Here is a 20,625-nt window from a genome sequence, read left to right as displayed (position 1 = left end):
CTTAAGTTGAATTCGCGCGCGCAAGAGTTCTGCACACCGTAGATTCACCGGAACACATCTCGCGATGGAGTTACCCTGTGAAACGAGACTCAAAAAACGATGTCTCGCTAATCACTTATCGACATAGTGCCCGCAAGCATTTGGAAAAATCGCCCCACGCGTCGAGTGCGTGACAAATTTGTAAAAAAAATTGGCGGTGGCGGAGAATTGTCACATGAGGCGCGGCATTTTCGATTCTGTGCACGAATCCAAAAACTTGCTCCGAAGCCTGTGCACAAGTCGCGCGCGGCATTAACCGAGGTCAAGTTTTTTTGGTGGCTCAAGTGTGAATCAATTCGTTGCGAGTCTTTCCGCTTAGTGTATTCCTTAAGTCGTCAGCGGCGCCCACGATCTTCAGACCAGCGCGGTTTAGGAAACGGGGCGAGCGTGCAAATCGGCGGCGGTGTGCACGTAGGCGACGCTTCAAAAAGCGATGTCGGATCCAAAACCCATAGCAATATGGGAACGGTAGTTCTTTGTCTGAATGTCTCCAAGCGGGATCTTCCCGCCTCGCGCCTGGCGCGCATGAGAGACATCGCGAAGCTGCCCCGGCACGCAAGGCGGCGAAGCCGAGCGGACGACTAGTACAGACGGGCGGGACATCTGCGACTGAAGCGTTTCAGGGGCGGTTGTCTTTCACACGCAGGACCTTGCCGTGAGCGATCACGGCGGGACGGGGAGGTATCATGTCCTACGGATTCAACGCGGTATTGACACAAGTTCCATCGTTCAACGATGCCGTCTCCGATCCGTCCTGCGTTCAGCCTCCGACGTGCGAGGGCGCGTCGAGTACGCGCTGACCTCGCGAACTCTCCATCTCCGACATCGCTGATCTGACCCGCGGCGCATTCCGCCGAACGGTCGAGCCATGCCTGATGATGGACTCGCTTGAGGTCGCGCCATGACAGGAAGCCCTGCATGGCGCTCACCACGCAACCTTATCTCTCAAGAGAAGTTTTCTGACGATGACAATGGAACAGGATCGCTGGTCACGCGTGAAGAGCCGGCTGCGCTCGAACGTTGGCGAAGACGTCTACACGAGCTGGTTTGCACGCATGGATCTCGAAGGCGTGCAGGACGAGAGCGTGCGTCTCTCGGTGCCCACGCGCTTTCTGAAGAGCTGGATCCAGGCCCATTACGCCGAGCGCGTGCTGTCGTGCTGGCAGGCCGAGATGCCGGAAGTGCATCGTATCGATCTCACCGTTCGCTCTGCGGTGCGCCCCGTGGTGCAGCCGAAGGAAGCCCCTGCGCCGGTCGAGACGCGCCGTGCGCCCGCGCCCGAGCTGCGCTCGACCGCGACCGCGCCGGTCTCGGCCAATCACGACGCGCTCGGCGGCTCGCCGCTCGATCCGCGCCTGACCTTCGCCAGCTTCGTCGTCGGCCGCTCCAACACGCTGGCCCATGCGGCTGCGCGTCAGGTCGCGGAAGGTCGCCGTGGCGACCCCGTGATGTTCAACCCGCTCTACATCCATGCCGGCGTCGGCCTCGGCAAGACGCACCTGCTCCAGGCCGTGACCTGGGCCGGCAATTCCGGCAACGAGCGCAAGGTGCTGTATCTCACGGCAGAAAAATTCATGTACGGCTTCGTCGCCGCGCTGAAGACGCAGACGGCGCTCGCGTTCAAGGAAGCGCTGCGCGGCATCGACGTGCTCGTCATCGACGATCTGCAGTTCCTGCAGGGCAAGTCGACCCAGGCCGAGTTCTGTCACACGCTGAACGCGCTGATCGACGCCGGCCGCCAGGTCGTGATCGCGGCCGACCGTCCGCCGTCCGACCTCGAAAGCCTCGATGACCGCGTCCGCTCGCGGCTTGCCGGCGGCCTCGTGGTCGAGATGGGCTCGCTCGGAGAAGAGCTGCGGCACGGCATTCTCAAATCGCGCGTCGCAGCCGCCCGCACCCATCATGCGACTTTCGACGTACCCGAGGAAGTGCTGCATTATCTCGCGCGCACCATCACCCATAACGGCCGCGACCTCGAAGGCGCGATCAACCGGCTTCTCGCTCACTCGAAGCTGAACAACCAGCCGGTGACGCTGGAGATGGCCGAGCGCGAGGTGCGCGATCTGGTCCGCCCCTCGGAGCCGAAGCGGATCAAGATCGAGGACATCCAGCGCGTGGTGGCGCGGCAATATAACGTCAGCCGCTCCGACCTCTTGTCGTCGCGCCGCACCGCCAATGTGGTGCGCCCGCGCCAGGTCGCGATGTATCTCGCCAAGACGCTGACCCTGCGCTCGCTGCCCGAGATCGGCCGCCGCTTCGGCGGGCGCGACCACACCACGGTGCTGCATGCCGTGCGCAAGATCGAGGCCCTGGTCTCCAAGGACACCGCATTGTCGGAGGAAGTGGAGTCGCTGAAGCGCCAGCTTCAGGAATAAACGCCTATTTCTGTCACCTCTCCCCGCTTGCGGGGAGAGGTCGAATTCGATCGCAGATCGAATTCGGGTGAGGGGGGACTCTCCGCGAGTCCAACTCTCACCTCCCCCGCGGAAACTCTCCTCACCCCAACCCTCTCAGAGCGAGCGTAGCTCGTCCCGCCCCCCGCAAGCGGGCCGAGGGAGTGGAGCTGTGCCGGGGCGACGGCTTCGTTTTGAGCTGTAAATCGTGGGGAACTGGCCCCCAATCCCTTGAACTGGATGGCTTTCCGCGCCACCTTGCGCGACCCTGACGGCTTTGGTCATATCGGTTGGATGACCCTGGCCTTGCGGGGTCATCGGTGCCGCGGCGGGCCTTTCGACCGCCAGGCTTCTACGACATGATGTTTTCCGTGAAGTTCTCTTGGGGATCGGGCGAGTAGTGCAATGAAGGTTACGGTCGAACGCGCGCAACTCCTGAAGTCACTGGGCCATGTCCACCGCGTGGTCGAACGCCGCAACACGATTCCGATCCTCGGCAACGTGCTGGTCCGCGCCGAGAACGCCAAATTGTCGCTGAAGGCGACCGACCTCGACCTCGAGGTGACGGAGACGCTTCCGGCGGAAACCGCGACCGCGGGTTCCACGACCGTGCCGGCACACATGTTCTACGACATCGTGCGCAAGCTGCCGGATGGTTCGCAGATCGTGCTGGAGGCCGACGGCGATCGCGCCGTGCTGGCGATCCGCGCCGGCCGCTCGCGCTTCACGCTGCAGACACTCCCCGAGAATGATTTCCCGGACCTGGCCGCCGGCGACATGTCGCATTCCTTCTCGCTCGCCGCCAAGGACGTCAAGCGACTGATCGACCGCACCCAGTTCGCGATCTCGACCGAAGAGACGCGCTATTATCTCAACGGCATCTATCTGCACGCGGCCGGCTCGGCCAAGGCCGCAACCCTGCGCGGCGTCGCCACCGACGGCCACCGCCTCGCCCAGCTTGACCTGGTGCAGCCCAAGGGCGCCGAGGGCATGCCCGGCGTGATCGTGCCGCGCAAGACCGTCGGCGAGGTGCAGCGCCTGATCGAGGACACCGACGCCGAGATGACGATCGAGCTGTCGCAGGCCAAGATCCGCTTCACCATCGGCAACGTCGTGCTGACCTCGAAACTGATCGACGGCACCTTCCCCGATTACGGCCGCGTCATTCCGCAAGGCAACGACAAGGAGCTCGTCGTCGACAAGAAGGACTTCGAGAACGCGGTCGACCGCGTCTCCACCATCTCCAGCGAACGCGGCCGTGCGGTCAAGCTGTCGCTGTCGCCGGGCAAGCTGGTGCTGTCGGTGACCAATCCGGATTCCGGCAGCGCGACCGAAGAGCTGGAGGTCGAATACGCCTCCGACGCCCTCGATATCGGCTTCAACTCCCGCTACCTCCTCGACATCGCCGCCCAGATCGAAGGCGACGTCGCAACGCTCAAGCTCGCCGACCCGGGCTCGCCGACCCTGGTGCAGGACCGCGACGACAAGAGCGCGCTGTACGTGCTGATGCCGATGCGGGTGTGAGGGGCTTTTTTCTCTTCTCGTCATGGCTGGGCTTGACCCGGCCATCCATCAAACAAGATGACTTATTGGGTGTACATCCTCGCCAGCAAGCCCGGTGGAACACTCTACGTCGGCGTCACCAACAATCTGGTCAGACGCGTCTATGAGCACCGTGAAGGCCTGGCGGACGGCTTCACCAAGGGCTACGAGGTGAAGACCCTGGTCTATTTCGAGGCACACGATACGATTTCCGCTGCCCTCCAGCGCGAAAAGAACATGAAGCACTGGTCGCGCGAGTGGAAGATCGATCTGATCGTGAAGAGCAATCCCGCGTGGCAAGACCTATATGATGAAATTGCCCGCTGATGCGGGCGATGGATTGCCGGGTCAAGCCCGGCAATGACAGAGTGACATGATCCCCTCCCGCATTCATCGCCTGACGCTGACGCATTTTCGCAATTATCGGGCGGGGGGGCTCGAGACGGCGGCTGACCTGGTGGCGCTGGTCGGGCCGAATGGGGCGGGCAAGACCAATTGCATCGAGGCGATCTCGTTTCTCTCACCCGGGCGCGGCCTGCGGCGCGCCACGCTGGAGGACGTCGCCGACAACCAGGGCGACGGCTCCTGGGCGGTGGCGGCGCAGGTCGAGGGTGCGCTGGGGCTGGCGACGCTCGGCACCGGAATCGAGCCACCGCGCGCCGATAGCGCCGTCACCCGACGCTGCCGCATCGACCGCGAGCCGGTGGGTTCGGCCAGTGCCTTCGGCGACCACATCCGCATGGTCTGGCTGACGCCGGCGATGGACGGGCTGTTCATGGGCGCCGCCTCCGAGCGCCGGCGCTTCTTCGACCGCCTGGTGCTCGCCATCGACAACGAGCATTCCAGCCGCATCAACGCGCTGGAGCGCTCCTTGCGCTCGCGCAACCGCCTGCTCGAGACGCGCAATTACGACGACCATTGGTGTGACGCGATCGAGCGCGAGACTGCCGAGCTTGCGGTCGCGGTGGCGGCAACGCGCGGCCAGACCGCGGCGCGGCTGACCGGCATGCTCAACGCGCGCGCGCAGGCCTCCGCCTTTCCCTCGGCTCAAATCGCGCTCGACGGCTGGATGGAGAATGCGCTGCTGACCGAGACCGCGACCTCGGTCGAGGACCGCTACCGCCAGATCCTGCGCGACAACCGTCCGCGCGATGCCATCGCCGGCCGCACCACCGACGGCCCGCATCTCACCGACCTCCAGGTGGTCTATGCGCCGAAAAGCATGCCGGCGCGCGACGCCTCGACCGGCGAGCAGAAGGCGCTGCTGATCGGCCTCGTGCTGGCGCATGCGAGCCTGGTCGCCGAGATGACCGGCATCGTGCCGCTGCTGCTGCTCGACGAGGTCGTGGCGCATCTCGATCCGAACAGGCGCGCGGCGCTGTTCGACGAGCTGAAGAAGCTCGGCGCGCAGGTCTGGCTGACCGGCGCCGACCCGGCGGCCTTCGCCGAGATCGGCGCGGGAGGCGAAGTGTTTGACGTCGAGAGCGGACGAGTCTCCGCCCGCCGCTAGTGGCGGCATTGAACCCGCTTGTTTCCGTCAGCGACTAGCTGCATGAGGCCACAACACGCGGCCCCTCGCGCGGATATCTCGGACACCCGCGCTGTTCTTCGCACTGATCTTGGAGCATCGGCATGGCGACGGTGAAGCATGGGGCGCAAGCTCCGGCACGATGGCAGTTGTTTGCGTGCGGCCTTGCGCTGCTCGCAAGTTGCCTGCTCGCGGCGAGCGCCGGCGCCTTCGTGTCCAATCTGCCGCCGCTGTTCTCGGCCGCACTCACGCTTGACCCCGATGCCAAGCTGCCCGCGCCGACCCGCTTCAGCTACCGCGGCATCCACACGACCGTGATGCCCGGCGTCGAAACCCCGCTGCGGACACAGCTCGAAGCCCGCGTGCCCGCAGAGCTCGGCGACGTCCTCACCTTCTATCGCACGGAGCTTGGAAAGCTCGGCTGGCAGGAAAAGCCCGACGGCGCGATGGTCGCAGCCGATCACGTCCAGCTCGCCTTCGCCTCCCCGCTCGGGCCTGCCGCACTGGAGCTCGCCCGCAAGGACAGCGGCACCGCGATCCACCTCGTGCAGAAGAACGCCGATGCGGCAATCCGGGCGAACGTCCTGCCCGAGCCCGGCCAGGCGAAACTGGTGTTCAGCAATATCAGCGGGACGGATGCCGCGCTCACGATCAACGCGACAACCGTCAAGCGTGCCGCCGGCAGCCATGCCGTATCGCTGGATCTGGCGCCCGGCGAATATTCCTACGAGCTGCGCGTGCCGGATCATTCAGCCAGCACGAAGGTTCTCACCATTGCAGCCGGCGATACCTGGGAGCTCACGGTCGGGCGCGATGGAGACGCCTGGCCACCGCTTCAGCTCTACTAAGGCCTGAACGGTCTTTGAACCTCGCGGGTTCCTGCCGCGACTTCTGGTCAGAGGCCGCGCCGACGGTGTCGCAGCCTGCAATTGCGCGCGAGCCGATGCGCCGCGCCACGCCCCTGGAGACGAAACGATGTCGAGGATGACGCGCGGGACGCAGGTCCCGGCACGATGGCGGCTGCTTGCATGCGGCCTCTTCCTGGTGGCGAGCTGCTCGGTCGCGGCCGGCGCCGACGGGGGCATCGTCGACGTCCACGGGCTGCCGCAACTCGAAGGCGCCGTGGAGGATACCTCGCGCCCCGATCCCTACCGCGTCGAATATCGCGTGCCGACGCCGCCAGCCGTGACGTCGCAGGCGGTGCGAAAGCTCCTGATCGCCGATGGCTGGGTGCCCTATGTGCTGCCGCTGGAGGAGAAGAGCACCACGCTGAAATTCAAGAAGGGACGGCAGGGCCTGTCCGTTCACTTCACGCAGGCGCTCGGCCGGCCTGACCAATCCATGGTCTATTACACGACCGACCGGATCTATTCGAACGTGCCGTTCCCCGACGGCGCGAGCGACCTCGTATTCGACGGCACCAGGCCCTATCTCGGCTGCATCGCCCCCGGCGCGCTCGATGCCACGTCGGCGTTCTACGCCAGCCAGATGGAGGCGATCGGCTGGCGCAAGCTCACGGCTGAATCGGCGGCGCGCTGGACGACGGCAGGCATCGAGGAGACCGTTCCGAACGGCGTGCGCGCCTTCTACGACCATCCCGAGGGCGACACGACGCAGTTCTACAAGCAGAAGCCGGTGATGCTAACGCTCACGCGCCGCGACGACGGCCGGACTGATGTCGACATCCGGATCGCGCCGTTCGTGCTCCCGGTCGATCTCAGCGCCGATAGCGATGTTGCCGGCCTGCCGCGGCCGAATCCGACCAAGACGGCGCGAGGCCTCGGCAGCGCGAACTCAAACAAGCGCGAAATGTCGGCCGCCGCGATGGCCGAACTGCCCGCGGTGCTCGCGTTCTATCATCGCGAGCTCGCCGCGCGCGGCTGGCAGGAGGACGGCAGCGCGCCGCTCGCGCCCGGCGACGAAGTGGCGATCAAGATCTCCAACACTGATGAAACCGGCCTGCTCCGGCTCGGCCGCAAATATGATTTCACCATGGTCAGCCTGACCGCACGGGTGAAGGAATCCGCCCTCGCCGCCCGCGCCAGGGCGAAGAAGGAAGCGGACGAGAGGTTCATGAAGGATGCCGAGGCGATGGCCAAGCAAGTCATCGCCGCCGACGAAGCGCGGCGCAAGGTGCAGGCGGCCGCGCTGTCCGATGCGCCGCTTGGCGCGCTTGCCGACAGCAAGACGCCGGTGCCGCTGCCCGAGACGGCCGAGGGCGTGAAATTCGAAGGCGACGGCGGCCACCTCGAATTCTCCTCCACCTCGAGCGTCAAGGCGGTCACCGCGTTCTACCGCGCCTCGCTCAAGCCCGCCGGCTGGAAGGAGCAGCCCTCCGTCATCAATCAACCCAACATGGCGGTGATGGAATTTTCCAAGGGCGGCAAGTCGATCTCGATGACCGTGATGCAGATGGGCCCAAGGGTGAATGTCAGCGCGAGCGGATCGGCGCTGGTGATGGCGGCAGCCAAGCCGGCCCCCATTCCGGAGGTGCAGGCGAAATCCGCCGAGCCGCTCAAGCCCGACACCGAATCCCAGCTGCCAGTGCCGACCCAGCGATCGTCGACCTCGCTCGCCACCACCAAGCTGCCGGGCACGGATACGCCGTTCCGCCGTGAGCTGGAAGCCAGCATCCCGGCCCCGCTGAGCGACGTGCTGGCATTCTACCGCACGGAGCTTTCCAAGCTCGGCTGGCAGGAAAAGGCCGACGGCGCGACTGTGTCCGCGGAGCGCGCGCAGATCGACTTCACCTCGCCGCAAGGCCCGGCCGTCCTCAAGCTCGGTCGCGCCAGGAACGAGACCACGGTCAATCTGGCGCAGAAGAATCCGGATGCCGCCGCCAAGGCCGACATCATGCCGAAGGCTGGCCAGGCCAAGGTGATGTTGGGCAATATCGGGCCAAAGGAAGCCTCGTTCACGATCAACAAGCAAACCGTCAGGATCGCGGCCGGCGCCGGTGGCCCGCAATCGCCGAAGGGCCCGATGCTCGATCTGCCGCCCGGCAAGTACCAGTACGCGCTGCGTGTATCGGGGCGTCCCGCCCGCACCGACACCCTGACGGTCGCCGCCGGCGACGCATGGGGCCTCATGGTGGGTCCTGATGGAGATGTGCTGCCGCTGCAGATGTACTGATACCCCTGTGCGGTACTGGCCGGGTTGAACCCGGCGAGTTCGCAGGGCGACTAGAGCTTCGGTTCTGATTGAATCAGAACCGAAGCTCTAGATTCTTGTTTTGACGCGTTTTCTTCACGCAAACCGGTGTCCACTTTGCTCGAAAGCGCTCTAGTCGATGAGGTGGCGGCGACCGGGTCGCTGCCGCTGCGTCGCGCGACGATCAGGACGCGCGGCATCCCTGGAGAACGGGCATGACGAAGTTGAGGCGCGGGACGAGGGTCCCGGCACGACGGCGGCTGTTGGTTTGCGGCCTCGCTCTGCTTGCGAGCTGCTCGCAGGAGCCGCTGACCGCAGCAGATGCCCACGCAGACATGCCCGTGCCGACGCGAGCCAGCCACTCGAGCTTCAGCAGCACGCGCGTGAACGGCGTCGACGTCCCGCTCCGGCTCGAGCTCAAAGCCGAGGTGCCCGCCGAGCTCAACGACGTCCTCGCCTTCTACCGCGCAGAGCTTGGCAAGCGCGGCTGGCAGGAAAAGCCTGATGGTGCGGTCATCGCCGCAGATCGTGCCCTGCTCGTGTTCGCTTCCCCGAAGGGGCCGGGCACGCTGACGCTTGATCGTGCCAAGGGCGAGACCATTGTCGACCTCGTGCAGCGAAATACGGAGGCCGCGGCCAGGGCCAACTTCCTGCCAGTGCCAGGACAAGCACGGCTGATCTTCGGCTATCGCGTTCCCGACGTGGCTTCGCTCGCGATCAACGATCAAACCATCAAGATCGCGGGCGGCGTAAATCATCCGCAAACGCTGGACTTGCCACCCGGCACCTATCCCTACGAGCTGCACGTCTCGGGTCATCTGGTGCATACCGATTCCATCACACTGGCCGCGGGCCAGGCGTGGTTCCTGAGGCTCAGCGACGATGACGGCAAGTCCGACCAGATCTATTGAACCCACGGGCCGCTCTGCGGCAGCAGGGCGCCGTGGAAGAGGCTTCCGGGCCCCCGCAAAATCCACGCCTTTGAGGGCCCAAAACGGGTCTCGAATCGGGCTTTTCACGGGGCCCGAAATCGGCCTTCGCGCGCCTTGAAAGCCGACCAAAAAACCCCATTTCCTCAAAGGGTTGCGGCAGCATACTTTGCGCTAGGCGCAATCCCGCTTTCATGGCACAAATAGCTCGCAAATCAGCGCCTTTTGCGCCGCTGATTCGGGCGACATCTCGAAGGCCTCTCATGACAGAACCTGCTCGGCAGCCCGCTGCCGAAAACGAGCCCTCCAATCCGAGCGAATACGGTGCGGAATCGATCCGCGTGCTCAAGGGTCTCGATGCCGTCCGCAAGCGCCCCGGCATGTATATCGGCGACACCGACGACGGCTCGGGCCTGCACCACATGGTCTACGAGGTCGTCGACAACGCGATCGACGAAGCGCTGGCGGGCCACGCCACGCGCGTCGACGTCGTGCTCAATGCCGACAATTCCGTCACCGTGCGCGACGACGGCCGCGGCATTCCCGTCGACATTCACAAGGGCGAAGGCATCTCGGCGGCCGAGGTCATCATGACCCAGCTGCACGCCGGCGGAAAATTCGACCAGAATTCCTACAAGGTCTCCGGCGGTCTGCACGGCGTCGGTGTCTCCGTCGTCAACGCGCTGTCCAGCAAGCTCGGCTTGCGGATCTGGCGTGACGACAAGGAGCACTATATCGAGTTCGCCCATGGCGATGCCGTGGCGCCGCTCAAGGTGGTCGGCGATGCGCCGGGCCGGCGCGGCACCGAGGTGACGTTCCTGGCCTCGACCGAGACCTTCAAGAACATCGAATATGATTTCGCGACGCTCGAACACCGTCTGCGCGAGCTCGCCTTCCTCAACTCCGGCGTCAACATCATCCTCTCCGACATGCGTCATGCCGTCGAGAAGCGCGAGGAGATGCACTATTCCGGTGGCGTCGAGGAATTCGTCAAATATCTCGACCGCAACAAGAAGGCGCTGGTGCCGACGCCGATCATGGTGCGCTCGGAAGCCAACGGCATCGGCGTCGAGGCGGCGCTGTGGTGGAACGACAGCTACCACGAGAACGTGTTGTGCTTCACCAACAACATCCCGCAGCGCGACGGCGGCACGCATCTGGCCGGCTTCCGCGGCGCGCTGACGCGCCAGGTCAACGGCTACGCCGAGGCCAACGCGAAGAAGGAAAAGATCGCGCTGACCGGCGACGACTGCCGCGAAGGCCTCACCGCCGTGCTGTCGGTGAAGGTGCCCGATCCGAAGTTCTCGTCGCAGACCAAGGACAAGCTGGTGTCCTCGGAAGTGCGCCCCGTGGTCGAGAACGTGCTCAATGAGGCGCTGCAGGCATGGTTCGAGGAGCACCCGACCGAAGCCAAGATGATCGTCGGCAAGGTGATCCAGGCCGCCGCCGCGCGTGAAGCTGCGCGAAAGGCGCGCGAGCTGACGCGCAAGAGCCCGCTCTCGGTCTCCTCGCTGCCCGGCAAGCTCGCTGACTGCCAGGAAAAGGATCCGGCCAAGTCGGAACTGTTCATCGTCGAGGGTGACTCGGCAGGCGGCAGCGCCAAGCAGGGCCGCAACCGCGAATTCCAGGCGGTGCTGCCGCTGCGCGGCAAGATCTTGAACGTCGAACGCGTCCGCCCCGACAAGATGCTGTCGTCGGAACAGATCGGCACGCTGATCACCGCGCTCGGCACCGGCATCAGCGACGAATTCTCGGTCGAGAAGCTGCGCTATCACAAGATCATCGTGATGACGGACGCCGACGTCGACGGCGCCCACATCCGCACGCTGCTGCTGACCTTCTTCTACCGGCAGATGCGCGACATCATCGACGGCGGCTATCTCTATATCGCCCAGCCGCCGCTCTATAAGGTCTCACGCGGCAAGTCCGAGCAGTACCTGAAGGACGAGCGGGCGCTGGAAGACTATCTGATCGACGCCGGCCTCGACGACTGCGTGTATATCCCCGGCACCGGCGGTGACCGCTCAGGACGCGACCTGCGCGCGCTGGTCGACGATGCCCGCGTCGTTCGCAGCATCCTGCGCAACCTGCACAGCCGCTATAACCGCAAGGTGGTCGAGCAGGCGGCCATCACCGGCGTGCTGAACAAGTCGGTCTACGGCAACCCCGAGAACGCCACGGCCGCCGCGCAGTACATTGCGACCCGGCTGGACAGCCAGGCCGAGGAGGTCGAGCGCGGCTGGGTCGGCCAATTCGTCGAAGGCCAGGGCTTCCTGTTCGAGCGCACCGTGCGCGGCGTCAGGGAAGCGGCCGTCATCGACGATGCGCTGCTGGGCTCGGTCGAAGCCCGCAAGCTCGACGAGTACGCGCCAAAACTCCAGGATGTCTATGCCCGCTCCGGCAAGCTGCGGCGCAAGGATATCGAGCACGTGGTGCACGGTCCGTCCGACCTGTTCGAGGCGGTCACCGATTCCGGGCGCAAGGGCATCACGCTGCAACGCTACAAAGGTCTCGGCGAGATGAACCCCGAGCAGCTCTGGGAGACCACGCTCGACACCGAAGTGCGCTCGCTGCTCCAGGTGAAGGTCAAGGAAGTCGACGAGGCCGACGACATCTTCACCAAGCTGATGGGCGACGTGGTCGAGCCGCGCCGCGACTTCATCCAGGAACATTCGCTGAGCGCGACGATCGATATCTGAGGCTTGTTTCGCCTCTCCCGCTTGCGGGAGAGGCCGACGCGCTTGCAGAGCGCGGCGGGTGAGGGCTCTCGCCACCAGGGACAGCCGCTGCATTTCTCGACAATCCCGATGCGGGGACACCCCCACCCCAGCCCTCCCCCGCAAGCGGGAGAGGGGGCGCACCACCTTCATGACGACACCGCCCCTGAACCTCCCCACCGGCCACCGCGACAAAATGGCGTAGCTGGCACTGGAAGAGGTCCGAGCGAATGTTGCCGATTTTAGCTGACCAGCACCGAATGTATGTGCAGCAGGTCTTCGAAATGGCCGAACTCTTCGGCCTCGAAACCCGCAACAAATATCGCATCCGCGACGAAAATGGGCGCGATCTGCTTTATGCAGCCGAACAGCAAAAGGGAATTCTCGGCTTTTTGTGGCGTCAGGCATTTGGGCATTGGCGCTCCTTTGAGGTTCATTTTTTCGATGGCGCCCGACAGCCGGTGATGCACGGGATTCATCCCTTCCGCTGGTTCTTTCAATGTCTGGAGCTGCGTTCGCGCGACGGCCGCCTCATCGGAACCATCGAACGTCAGTTTTCGATTCTCACCAAGACCTTCCATGTGCAGGATGCGCAGGGGCGCGTCGTGCTCGAAGTCAGCTCGCCATGGTGGCGCGTATGGACCTTTCCGTTCATGCGCGGCGGGCGAGAGCAGGCGCGCGTTGCGAAGAAATGGTCCGGCCTTGGCTCCGAGCTGTTCACCGACCGCGACAATTTTCTGGTCGAGTTTCTGGAACGCAGCCTGACGGAAGATGAACGAGCGCTGGTTCTTGCGGCCGCGATCTACATCGACCTGATGTATTTCGAAGTCAAAGGCGAGGGTGGCGTCATCAATTTGTTCCGCAATTGAAGCGCAGCGGACCTCTCCCGCCTGCCCGCCGCAACTCCCTGAACCTCTCCACCCGCCGTCGCGACGAAGTGGCATGATCCAAGGCCAATTCCGGCCCGGAAGTGTCACGCCATGACCGCCTCTGCAACGACCAGCTCCGCCGCGCCATCCCGCCGCCTCGGCATCATCGGAAGCATCGTCGGCGTGCTGGCGCTGATGGCGGCCGTGTTGCCGCATTGGGTGGTGCCGATGGTGTTTCCGCCGCCGCCGGCGGACCAGGTCATCGTCGACACCGGCCATCGCATCAAGGACCGCGTGATGGCGCGCGTGAAGGGAATCGAATACCAGGCGCCGAAGGTCGAGAAATCCGCAGGGCGCAGCTGGAGCGAAACAGCATCCGCCACCGCGATCTCGCTCGGCCTGCTCGCCATCCTGCTGTCTGTCCTCTCGCTGATCTCTAGGGAGGAACGGCTCCTCGCCGGCGTCGCGGCCATCCTCGGCACCGGCGCCATCGCGATCGAAATCTCCTTCGTCATGATCGGCGCGCTGATCCTGATCGCGATCCTCTATGTTGTGGGGAATATCATCGGCCTGCTCTGAGGCTCCCGCGAAAGGCCGCCGGCGGCCCCGGAAGCCGCAGCCAGCGCAATTGCTACCGCGCTCAATTCCCTATAGTTTCCGCCTCCAAAGCAGCCCGCCCCAACCCATCAGGACGGAGAAATCCCCGTGGCGCCCATCCAATACATCGTCGAGGGCGGTCACCGGCTCTCGGGCTCGATCGAGCCGTCCGGCAACAAGAATTCGGCGCTGCCGATCATTGCCGCGGCCCTGCTCACCGAACATCCGGTGACGCTGGAGAACGTGCCGCGCATCCGCGACACCGAGACGCTGGTCGAGCTGATCCGCTCCGTCGGCGCATCCGCGGAATGGACCGCCCGCAATACGCTTCACATCCACGCCAAGAGCATCCGCGCCGCCGATCTCGACCCCGAGCTGTGCGTGCGCATCCGCGCCTCGATCCTGCTCGCGGGCCCCCTGCTCGCCCGCTGCGGCGAGGTGATGTTGCCGCCGCCCGGCGGCGATGTCATCGGCCGCCGCCGGCTCGACACGCATGTGCTGGCGCTGGAGCAGTTGGGGGCGAAGGTCACCGCAACCGACCGGCTCGAATTCCGCGCGGCCAAGCTCGCCGGTGCCGACGTGTTCCTGGACGAGCCGAGCGTGACCGCGACCGAGAACGCGCTGGTGGCAGCGGTCGCCGCGAACGGCGTCACCTATTTGCGCAACGCCGCCTCCGAGCCGCATGTGCAGGACCTCGCCAATTTCCTCGTCGCGCTCGGCGCGAGAATCGAGGGCATCGGCACCAACACCATGATCGTGCACGGGCCGGCGACGCTGGGGGGCGCGACCTACAGGATCCAGCCCGATCACATCGAGGTCGGTTCGCTGATCGGCCTTGCCGCCGTGACGCGCTCGCCGCTGCGCATCACGCGCGCCGGCGTCGAGCATCTGCGCTCGATCCGCATGGGTTTCGAGCGGCTCGGCATCGTCTGCCGCGTCGAGGGTGACGACCTCATCGTGCCCTCGAACCAGACGCTGAAGATCCAGGACGATTTCGGCGGCCACGTGCCGAAGCTGGAGGACCAGCCCTGGCCGGCCTTCCCGGCCGATCTGATGTCGATCGCGATCGTCACCGCCACGCAATGCGAGGGCGTCATCCTGATGTTCGAGAAGATGTTCGAATCCCGGATGTTCTTCGTCGACAAGCTGATCGCGATGGGCGCAAGAATTGTTCTCTGCGATCCTCATCGCGCGATCATCGCCGGCCCCAGTCGCCTGCACGGCGCCACCATGACCTCGCCCGACATCCGCGCCGGCATGGCGATGCTGCTGGCGGCCGTGTGCGCCCAGGGCACCTCAACCATCAACAACGCCGACCAGATCGAGCGCGGATACGAGCGTATCGAGGAGCGGCTGAACGCGCTGGGCGCGAAGATCAAGCGCGTGCCGGAGCGCAAGGGGTGATTTGGGAGACCTCTCCCCGACGACAGTGTCGTAGGGTGGGCAAAGCGTAGCGTGCCCACGATTTCTCTCGATCATCGATAGGACGTGGGCACGGCGCTAACGCGCCTTTGCCCACCCTACGAGACCGAGCGAGAGGATAGAGCGTCCTCGCCTCTCGTTCTCACGAGCCATGTTTTCGTCGCGTGGACGTGCTATTGAGCCGCCATGCTCGACACCGTCCAACATCATTCGCAGCCGCAAGCCGGCGTGCCGCAAAACCATCTCGCGCAGGAATTCGTCGAGACGCTGCGGCTGGCCGTGCCGCTGATGCTGACGCAGCTCGGGCAGATCGCGATGATCACGACCGATCTCGCGCTGATCGGCCGACTCGGCGAGGGTGCGGTGGCAGCGGCGGCGCTGGCGCACACGGTCTATTTCGTCAGCTTCACCTTCGGGCTCGGACTGATGTCGGCGGTGTCGCCGCTGGCGGCGCAGGCATTCGGCGCCGGCGACGTCAGGCGCATCCGCCACTCCCTGCGCGTCGGGCTGTGGGTCGCGCTCCTGATCTCGCTGCCGATGATGGCCTCGCCGCTCTATGGCGAGCAGATCCTGATCGCGCTCGGCCAGCTGCCGCAATCGGCCGCACTCGCCCAGCGCTATCTCAACGGCCTCGCCTGGGGCATCGCGCCGGCACTCGGCTTCATCGCGCTGCGCAGCATGATGAGCGCGGTGAACCGGCCGCAGGCGCCGCTGTGGATCACGGTCGCCGCGATCCCGGTCAATGCCGCGCTGGTCTATGCCTTGATCCACGGCCTGTTCGGCCTGCCGGAGCTCGACCTGTTCGGCGCCGGACTTGCGACCACGATCGTCAACCTCGGCACCTTCCTCGCGACTCTTGCCATCGCTGCATGGCGGAAGCCGTTCGTGGACTACCGCCCGCTCGCCCATCTGTGGCGGATCGACTGGCCGCTGATGCGGCAGCTGATCGCGGTCGGTGCGCCGATCTCGTTTTCCCTGCTGCTGGAATATGGCCTGTTCTCCTCGGCGGCGCTGCTGATGGGATTGATCTCGACCACCGCGATTGCCGCGCACCAGATCGCGCTCCAGGTCACAGCCGTGCTGTTCATGGTGCCGCTGGGCATCGGCATGGCGGCGACGGTGCGGGTCGGCCACGCCTTCGGCCGCGGCGATCCGGCGGCGGTGAAGCGCGCCGGGCTGGCCGCCGCCGTGCTCGGCATCGCGCTGGTCTCGGCCCTGACGCTTGCCATCATCCTCGGTCGTTACGAGCTGGGCCGATTGTTCTTCGGGAGCGGAGAAGCCAGCGCGCCCACGGTCGCGCTGACCGCGCTGCTGCTGCTGGTCGGCGCCACCTTCTTCATCGCCGACGGCCTCCAGACCATCATGGGCGGCGCGCTACGCGGCCTCAACGACACAAGGATGACGCTGGTGTTCGCCGCGATCGGCTATTGGGGCATCTCCTTTCCCGTCGCCTGGATTCTTGCATTCCACACGGGGTTGGGCGCGGTCGGCGTCTGGGTCGGATTCTCGGTGGGGACCTTCGTCTATGCCGGCCTGCTGATCTTGCGCTTCCGGATGTTGACGCGCAAACTGGCGGCATGATCGCAACGGTCCGCGAAGTCACCCCTGATGTCGACGCCGGCACGGTGCTGGCGGGCGCGCAGTTCATCGACGCATTTCGCGCGGAGGTCGGCGCGACCAGCGTGAGTGCCCGCGAGGCCTGCACACGGATGGTGCTGCACGGGCCGCGCTGGATCGAAGCGCTGACGCGCTTGCGCAACGTGCTGGTGAAGCCCTTCGGACTGAAGACGTCGGGCGACGGTGCTCCGGCGCCGCACGGGATGGTCGGCCTGTTTCCAGTCCTGAGCGAAACACCGGAGCGGCTGATCGCCGGCTTTGACGACTACCATCTCGATTTCCGCGTCGTGATTGACATCGCCGGCGACGCGGCGGACCGGCGGGTGACCTTGACGACATTGGTGCGAACCAACAATCTGCTCGGGCGGGCCTATCTCTCGCTGATCGTGCCGTTCCACAAGCTCGTGGCCCGCAGCATGATGGGATGCATCGTGGAGCCGGCCCGATGACGCTGTCGGTCGATCTGTTCTTCTCCTTCCGCAGTCCGTTCAGCTATCTGGCGCTGCCGAAGACGCTCAAGCTCGTCAAGCAATACGATCTCGCGGTGAACCTGCGGCCGGTCTATCCGCTCGCCGTCCGCGTGCCCGGATTCTTCAAGAAGGCCAGCCCGAACTTCATTCGCTATGTCGTGCTCGACAGCACCCGCGTCGCGCAACACGAGGGCATTCCGTTCCGCTTTCCCCGGCCCGATCCGATCGTGCAGGACAAGACGACGTTCGACGTCGCCTCCGAGCAGCCCTACATCCACCGTCTGACCCGGCTCGGTGCCATGGCACAGCTCGAGGGCCGTGCGCTCGAATTCACCTATGCGATCGCGCGCATGCTGTGGGACGGTTCGGTCGCGGGATGGAACGAGGGCGATCATCTGGCGCGCGCAGCGGAAAACGCGGGCTTCGACCTCGCCGCGATGGACGCCGCGATCACCGGGGATCCGGACCGCTACGAGCAGGTGATCGCGGAGAACGAGAAGGACCACGCGGCATCAGGCCATTGGGGCGTGCCCACCTTCGTGTTCGAGAACGAGCCGTTTTTCGGCCAGGACCGCATCGACCTCCTGGTCTGGCGCATGCAGGGCAAGGGTCTGCAAAGGCGGTAGCTTACTCCGCCACGCGCGCCAACTTGCTGCTCGCCGCCTCCGACCATTCGCCGACGACGCGATCGAGGTCGCACAGATTCTGGTGCATCTGCTCCAGCGAGAAGCCGAGCGCGAAGAAGCGCTCGGCGGTGTCGCTCGCGTGGCCGCGGATCAGGCCGTCCTGACGGACGGCGGCAACCGCCTCGGCGTAGTGCTGAAGCGCGAGGTGGACCGGATGGATCGGCGGCGCGCCGGCGCCTTCGCGCAAGGCGGCCGCGGCCGAGCGCAGGAAACGCGCGATCACGGTGGACACCTCGGTCAGGGGCGCGGCGAGCCGCATCTGCACCTCGACCGGCAGCGGCACCACGGTGGCGCGGCCGATCATCACGACATCGTGGCGCAGCCGCAGCACGGTGCGCAGCAGCGGTCCGGTGTCGGGCCCGCTCGACAGCCGCGCGGCGCGCTCGCGCTCGGCCTCGGCGCCGATGGCATTCATGCCGACCATCGCGGTCCCGATGCCATCCTGGATCCGGTGCAGCGCGTCGTTGTCGCGCCCGCGGGTGAGGCCCGCGAGCAATTCGGTGAAGGCATCCGCAATCAATTCGAGCAATTGTGCCGCCGCGGCGCGGATCTGCCGCACCGCACGTGAGGGCAGCACCAGGAACGAGACCAGCAGGCCCGTGACCGCCCCGACACCAACCTCGCTGACGCGGTCGATCGCCGAGGTCATGGGATCAGAATGATGCATGGTCGGAACCAGCAGCACGATGACCGCCGTCACCGTGGCGGCGCTGAGGCTCGGATTGATCGCGGCGATGAAGGCGAGCGGAGCGACCGAGAGCACGAGAAGGCCCAGCAGGCCGGCTTCGCTGGAATAGGGAATCAGGATCGCGATGGCACCGCCATAGATCGCGCCGCCGATGGTGCCGAGCATGTAATCGCGCGTGGCCTTCAGCGAGCGGCCGACGCTCATCTGGGTCACGATCAGCGAGGTCAGCACCGCCCAGAGCGGCAACAGCAGATGCAGTGCGGTGGCGATCGCATAGGCCGCGGTCGCGGCCACGGTGACCCGGATCGCGAGCCCCAATTGGGTTCGCCGCGACCTGATCCGCTCGAACAGCTTCCCTGCGAACGCCATGCCCGAATATCCCGCTCCAAACCGCGCAAAGCCAGGCAAAAGCATGGCTGATACCCGCGGCCCCAAGGCCGCTTGAAAGGCCAAATCAGCCCGCCTAACTTGCGCGCCAAAACGAGGAAACACGATGGCTCACGAAACCGCAACGCTCGCCGCCTATGTCTTCAACCTGAAATACCAGGATATTCCGGCGGAAGTGCTGGAGCGCGCCAAGGTGCTGACGCTGGACTTCCTCGGCAGCGCGATCCGGGCACGGCGCGAGGCGGAATCGACCCCGTCGATGCTGAAAATGCTGGAGGCACTGGCGCTCGACACCAAGGGCGACTCCACCGTGTTCGGCGACAGCAAGACCTGGACACCCGCGGTTGCCGCGCTGCTCAACGGCGCGCTCGGCCACTCCCTCGATTTCGACGATACCCACGCCGATTCCTCACTGCATCCGAGCGCGCCCGTGGTTCCGGCTGCCTTCGCGGTCGGCGAGATGGTCGGCGCTTCCGGCCGCGACGTGCTGGCCGCGATCGTGGCGGGCTATGAGGTCTGCTGCCGGCTCGGCAACGCGCTCGACCCGACCTCGCATTATGCGCGCGGCTTCCACCCGACCGCGACTGCCGGCACCTACGGCGCGGCCGCGGCGGCCGGCAAGCTGTTCGGCCTCAGCGAGCAGCAGCTCATCTCCGCCTTCGGCGTCTCCGGCAGCCAGGCCGCGGGCTCGCTGCAATTCCTGGTCAACGGCGCCTGGAACAAGCGCTATCAGGTCGGCGCCGCCGCGATGAACGGCGTGATCGCCGCAACGCTGGCGCGCAACGATTTCGTCGGCTCCTCGGAATCGGTCGAGGGCAAGCACGGCCTGCTCGCCGGCTACACCGACGATGCGCATCCCGACAAGGCGGTCGCCGAGCTCGGCAAGACCTATGAGACCATGAAGATCGGCGTCAAACCGTATCCGAGCTGCCGCTACACCCATGCCGCCATCGACGCGCTGATCGCAATGCGGCGCGAGCACAATCTGACGCCCGACCAGGTCAAGCGCGTCGAGATCGGCCTGCATCGGAACGGCATCACGCTGACCGGCGACGCCACGACCAAGCGGCATCCGACCTCGATCGTCGGCGGCCAGTTCTCGATGTTCTTCACCGGCGCGCTCGCGCTCGACCAGGGCTCGTTCGGTTGGGACGACTACAACCGCCTCGGCGATGCCGCGATCGACGCGCTCGCCGACAAGTTCGACGTGGTTCAGGACGACCGGCTCGAGATCGGCCGCACCCATCCGTTCGGCGCGCGCGTCAGCATCACCACCGACGACGGTGTGCATGAGCGGCTCTATGCGGATCCGTCCGGAGAGCCGACGTCTTTCCCCGATGCGCAGGCGATGCAGCAGAAGTTTTTGACGCTGGCCCGCCCGGTGCTGAACGCACGCGCAGAGAAGTTTGCCGATGCGATCATGACGCTGGAGCGCTTCGATCGCGTGGCGCAGGCGACGGAGCTGGGAAGGTAGCTTCGCCGCGGCACTCCGCTTACCCTCCCCTGGAGAGGCAGGGCTATCGCATATGGAAATCCCGAGTCTCTTCCGGAGCTTAGCCGGCAATGTGCTTGCGCGACGCTGCCAAGCAGC

The 20,625-nt window shown here is 65.4% G+C and carries 16 protein-coding genes; 15 read left to right on the top strand and 1 reads right to left on the bottom strand.

What is annotated here, in order from left to right:
• The first annotated feature begins 1,004 nt into the window (after nucleotides 1-1,004).
• From dnaA to Q0743_RS26480, 14 genes are all read left to right on the top strand, one after another.
• Nucleotides 1,005-2,414 carry a chromosomal replication initiator protein DnaA gene (gene dnaA, locus Q0743_RS26545; RefSeq protein ID WP_298244439.1) on the top strand — a complete coding sequence of 470 codons (1,410 nt, stop codon included), beginning with the start codon at nucleotides 1,005-1,007 and terminating at the stop codon, nucleotides 2,412-2,414.
• Nucleotides 2,415-2,837: 423 nt separating this feature from the next.
• Complete coding sequence (gene dnaN, locus Q0743_RS26540; RefSeq protein WP_298244438.1) at nucleotides 2,838-3,956, top strand: DNA polymerase III subunit beta; 1,119 nt, start codon at nucleotides 2,838-2,840, stop codon at nucleotides 3,954-3,956.
• 57 nt (nucleotides 3,957-4,013) lie between these two features.
• Nucleotides 4,014-4,301, top strand: a complete 288-nt coding sequence (locus Q0743_RS26535; protein WP_298244437.1) for a GIY-YIG nuclease family protein — start codon at nucleotides 4,014-4,016, stop codon at nucleotides 4,299-4,301.
• A gap of 46 nt (nucleotides 4,302-4,347) precedes the next feature.
• Nucleotides 4,348-5,484 carry a DNA replication/repair protein RecF gene (recF, locus tag Q0743_RS26530; protein ID WP_298244436.1) on the top strand — a complete coding sequence of 379 codons (1,137 nt, stop codon included), beginning with the start codon at nucleotides 4,348-4,350 and terminating at the stop codon, nucleotides 5,482-5,484.
• 122 nt (nucleotides 5,485-5,606) lie between these two features.
• On the top strand, nucleotides 5,607-6,350 hold the full coding sequence (locus Q0743_RS26525; RefSeq protein WP_298244435.1) for a hypothetical protein: 744 nt from the start codon (nucleotides 5,607-5,609) through the stop codon (nucleotides 6,348-6,350).
• A gap of 127 nt (nucleotides 6,351-6,477) precedes the next feature.
• Nucleotides 6,478-8,634 (top strand): hypothetical protein, encoded by a 2,157-nt coding sequence (locus Q0743_RS26520; RefSeq protein WP_298244434.1) that lies wholly within the window; start codon nucleotides 6,478-6,480, stop codon nucleotides 8,632-8,634.
• Nucleotides 8,635-8,867: 233 nt separating this feature from the next.
• Entirely contained in the window at nucleotides 8,868-9,563 is a 696-nt protein-coding gene (locus Q0743_RS26515; RefSeq protein ID WP_298244433.1) for a hypothetical protein, read from the top strand.
• A gap of 281 nt (nucleotides 9,564-9,844) precedes the next feature.
• Nucleotides 9,845-12,280 (top strand): DNA topoisomerase (ATP-hydrolyzing) subunit B, encoded by a 2,436-nt coding sequence (gyrB, locus tag Q0743_RS26510; RefSeq protein ID WP_298244432.1) that lies wholly within the window; start codon nucleotides 9,845-9,847, stop codon nucleotides 12,278-12,280.
• 248 nt (nucleotides 12,281-12,528) lie between these two features.
• Nucleotides 12,529-13,167 (top strand): phospholipid scramblase-related protein, encoded by a 639-nt coding sequence (locus tag Q0743_RS26505; RefSeq protein ID WP_298244431.1) that lies wholly within the window; start codon nucleotides 12,529-12,531, stop codon nucleotides 13,165-13,167.
• Nucleotides 13,168-13,278: 111 nt separating this feature from the next.
• Nucleotides 13,279-13,746 (top strand): hypothetical protein, encoded by a 468-nt coding sequence (locus Q0743_RS26500; protein ID WP_298244430.1) that lies wholly within the window; start codon nucleotides 13,279-13,281, stop codon nucleotides 13,744-13,746.
• A 126-nt stretch (nucleotides 13,747-13,872) separates the two neighbouring features.
• Nucleotides 13,873-15,168, top strand: a complete 1,296-nt coding sequence (gene murA, locus Q0743_RS26495; protein ID WP_298244429.1) for a UDP-N-acetylglucosamine 1-carboxyvinyltransferase — start codon at nucleotides 13,873-13,875, stop codon at nucleotides 15,166-15,168.
• A gap of 204 nt (nucleotides 15,169-15,372) precedes the next feature.
• Nucleotides 15,373-16,767, top strand: coding sequence for an MATE family efflux transporter (locus Q0743_RS26490; protein ID WP_298244428.1), 1,395 nt, complete (start codon nucleotides 15,373-15,375; stop codon nucleotides 16,765-16,767).
• On the top strand, nucleotides 16,764-17,252 hold the full coding sequence (locus Q0743_RS26485; protein ID WP_298244427.1) for a DUF2867 domain-containing protein: 489 nt from the start codon (nucleotides 16,764-16,766) through the stop codon (nucleotides 17,250-17,252). The genes Q0743_RS26490 and Q0743_RS26485 overlap by 4 nt, the downstream gene beginning before the upstream one ends.
• Complete coding sequence (locus Q0743_RS26480; RefSeq protein WP_298244426.1) at nucleotides 17,249-17,899, top strand: 2-hydroxychromene-2-carboxylate isomerase; 651 nt, start codon at nucleotides 17,249-17,251, stop codon at nucleotides 17,897-17,899. Before Q0743_RS26485 ends, Q0743_RS26480 begins: the two co-directional genes overlap by 4 nt.
• Before the next feature lies 1 nt (nucleotide 17,900).
• Here the strand turns inward: Q0743_RS26480 and Q0743_RS26475 are convergent, their stop codons facing one another.
• Complete coding sequence (locus tag Q0743_RS26475; protein WP_298244425.1) at nucleotides 17,901-19,016, bottom strand: FUSC family protein; 1,116 nt, start codon at nucleotides 19,014-19,016, stop codon at nucleotides 17,901-17,903.
• 124 nt (nucleotides 19,017-19,140) lie between these two features.
• Here Q0743_RS26475 and Q0743_RS26470 point away from each other — a divergent pair, with 124 nt between their 5' ends.
• On the top strand, nucleotides 19,141-20,508 hold the full coding sequence (locus Q0743_RS26470; RefSeq protein WP_298244424.1) for an MmgE/PrpD family protein: 1,368 nt from the start codon (nucleotides 19,141-19,143) through the stop codon (nucleotides 20,506-20,508).
• The last annotated feature ends 117 nt before the right edge of the window (nucleotides 20,509-20,625 follow it).

The sequence above is a fragment of the uncultured Bradyrhizobium sp. genome (genome assembly GCF_936943645.1).
Lineage (GTDB): Bacteria > Pseudomonadota > Alphaproteobacteria > Rhizobiales > Xanthobacteraceae > Bradyrhizobium.
This window is presented reverse-complemented; position numbering and strand designations above follow the sequence as displayed.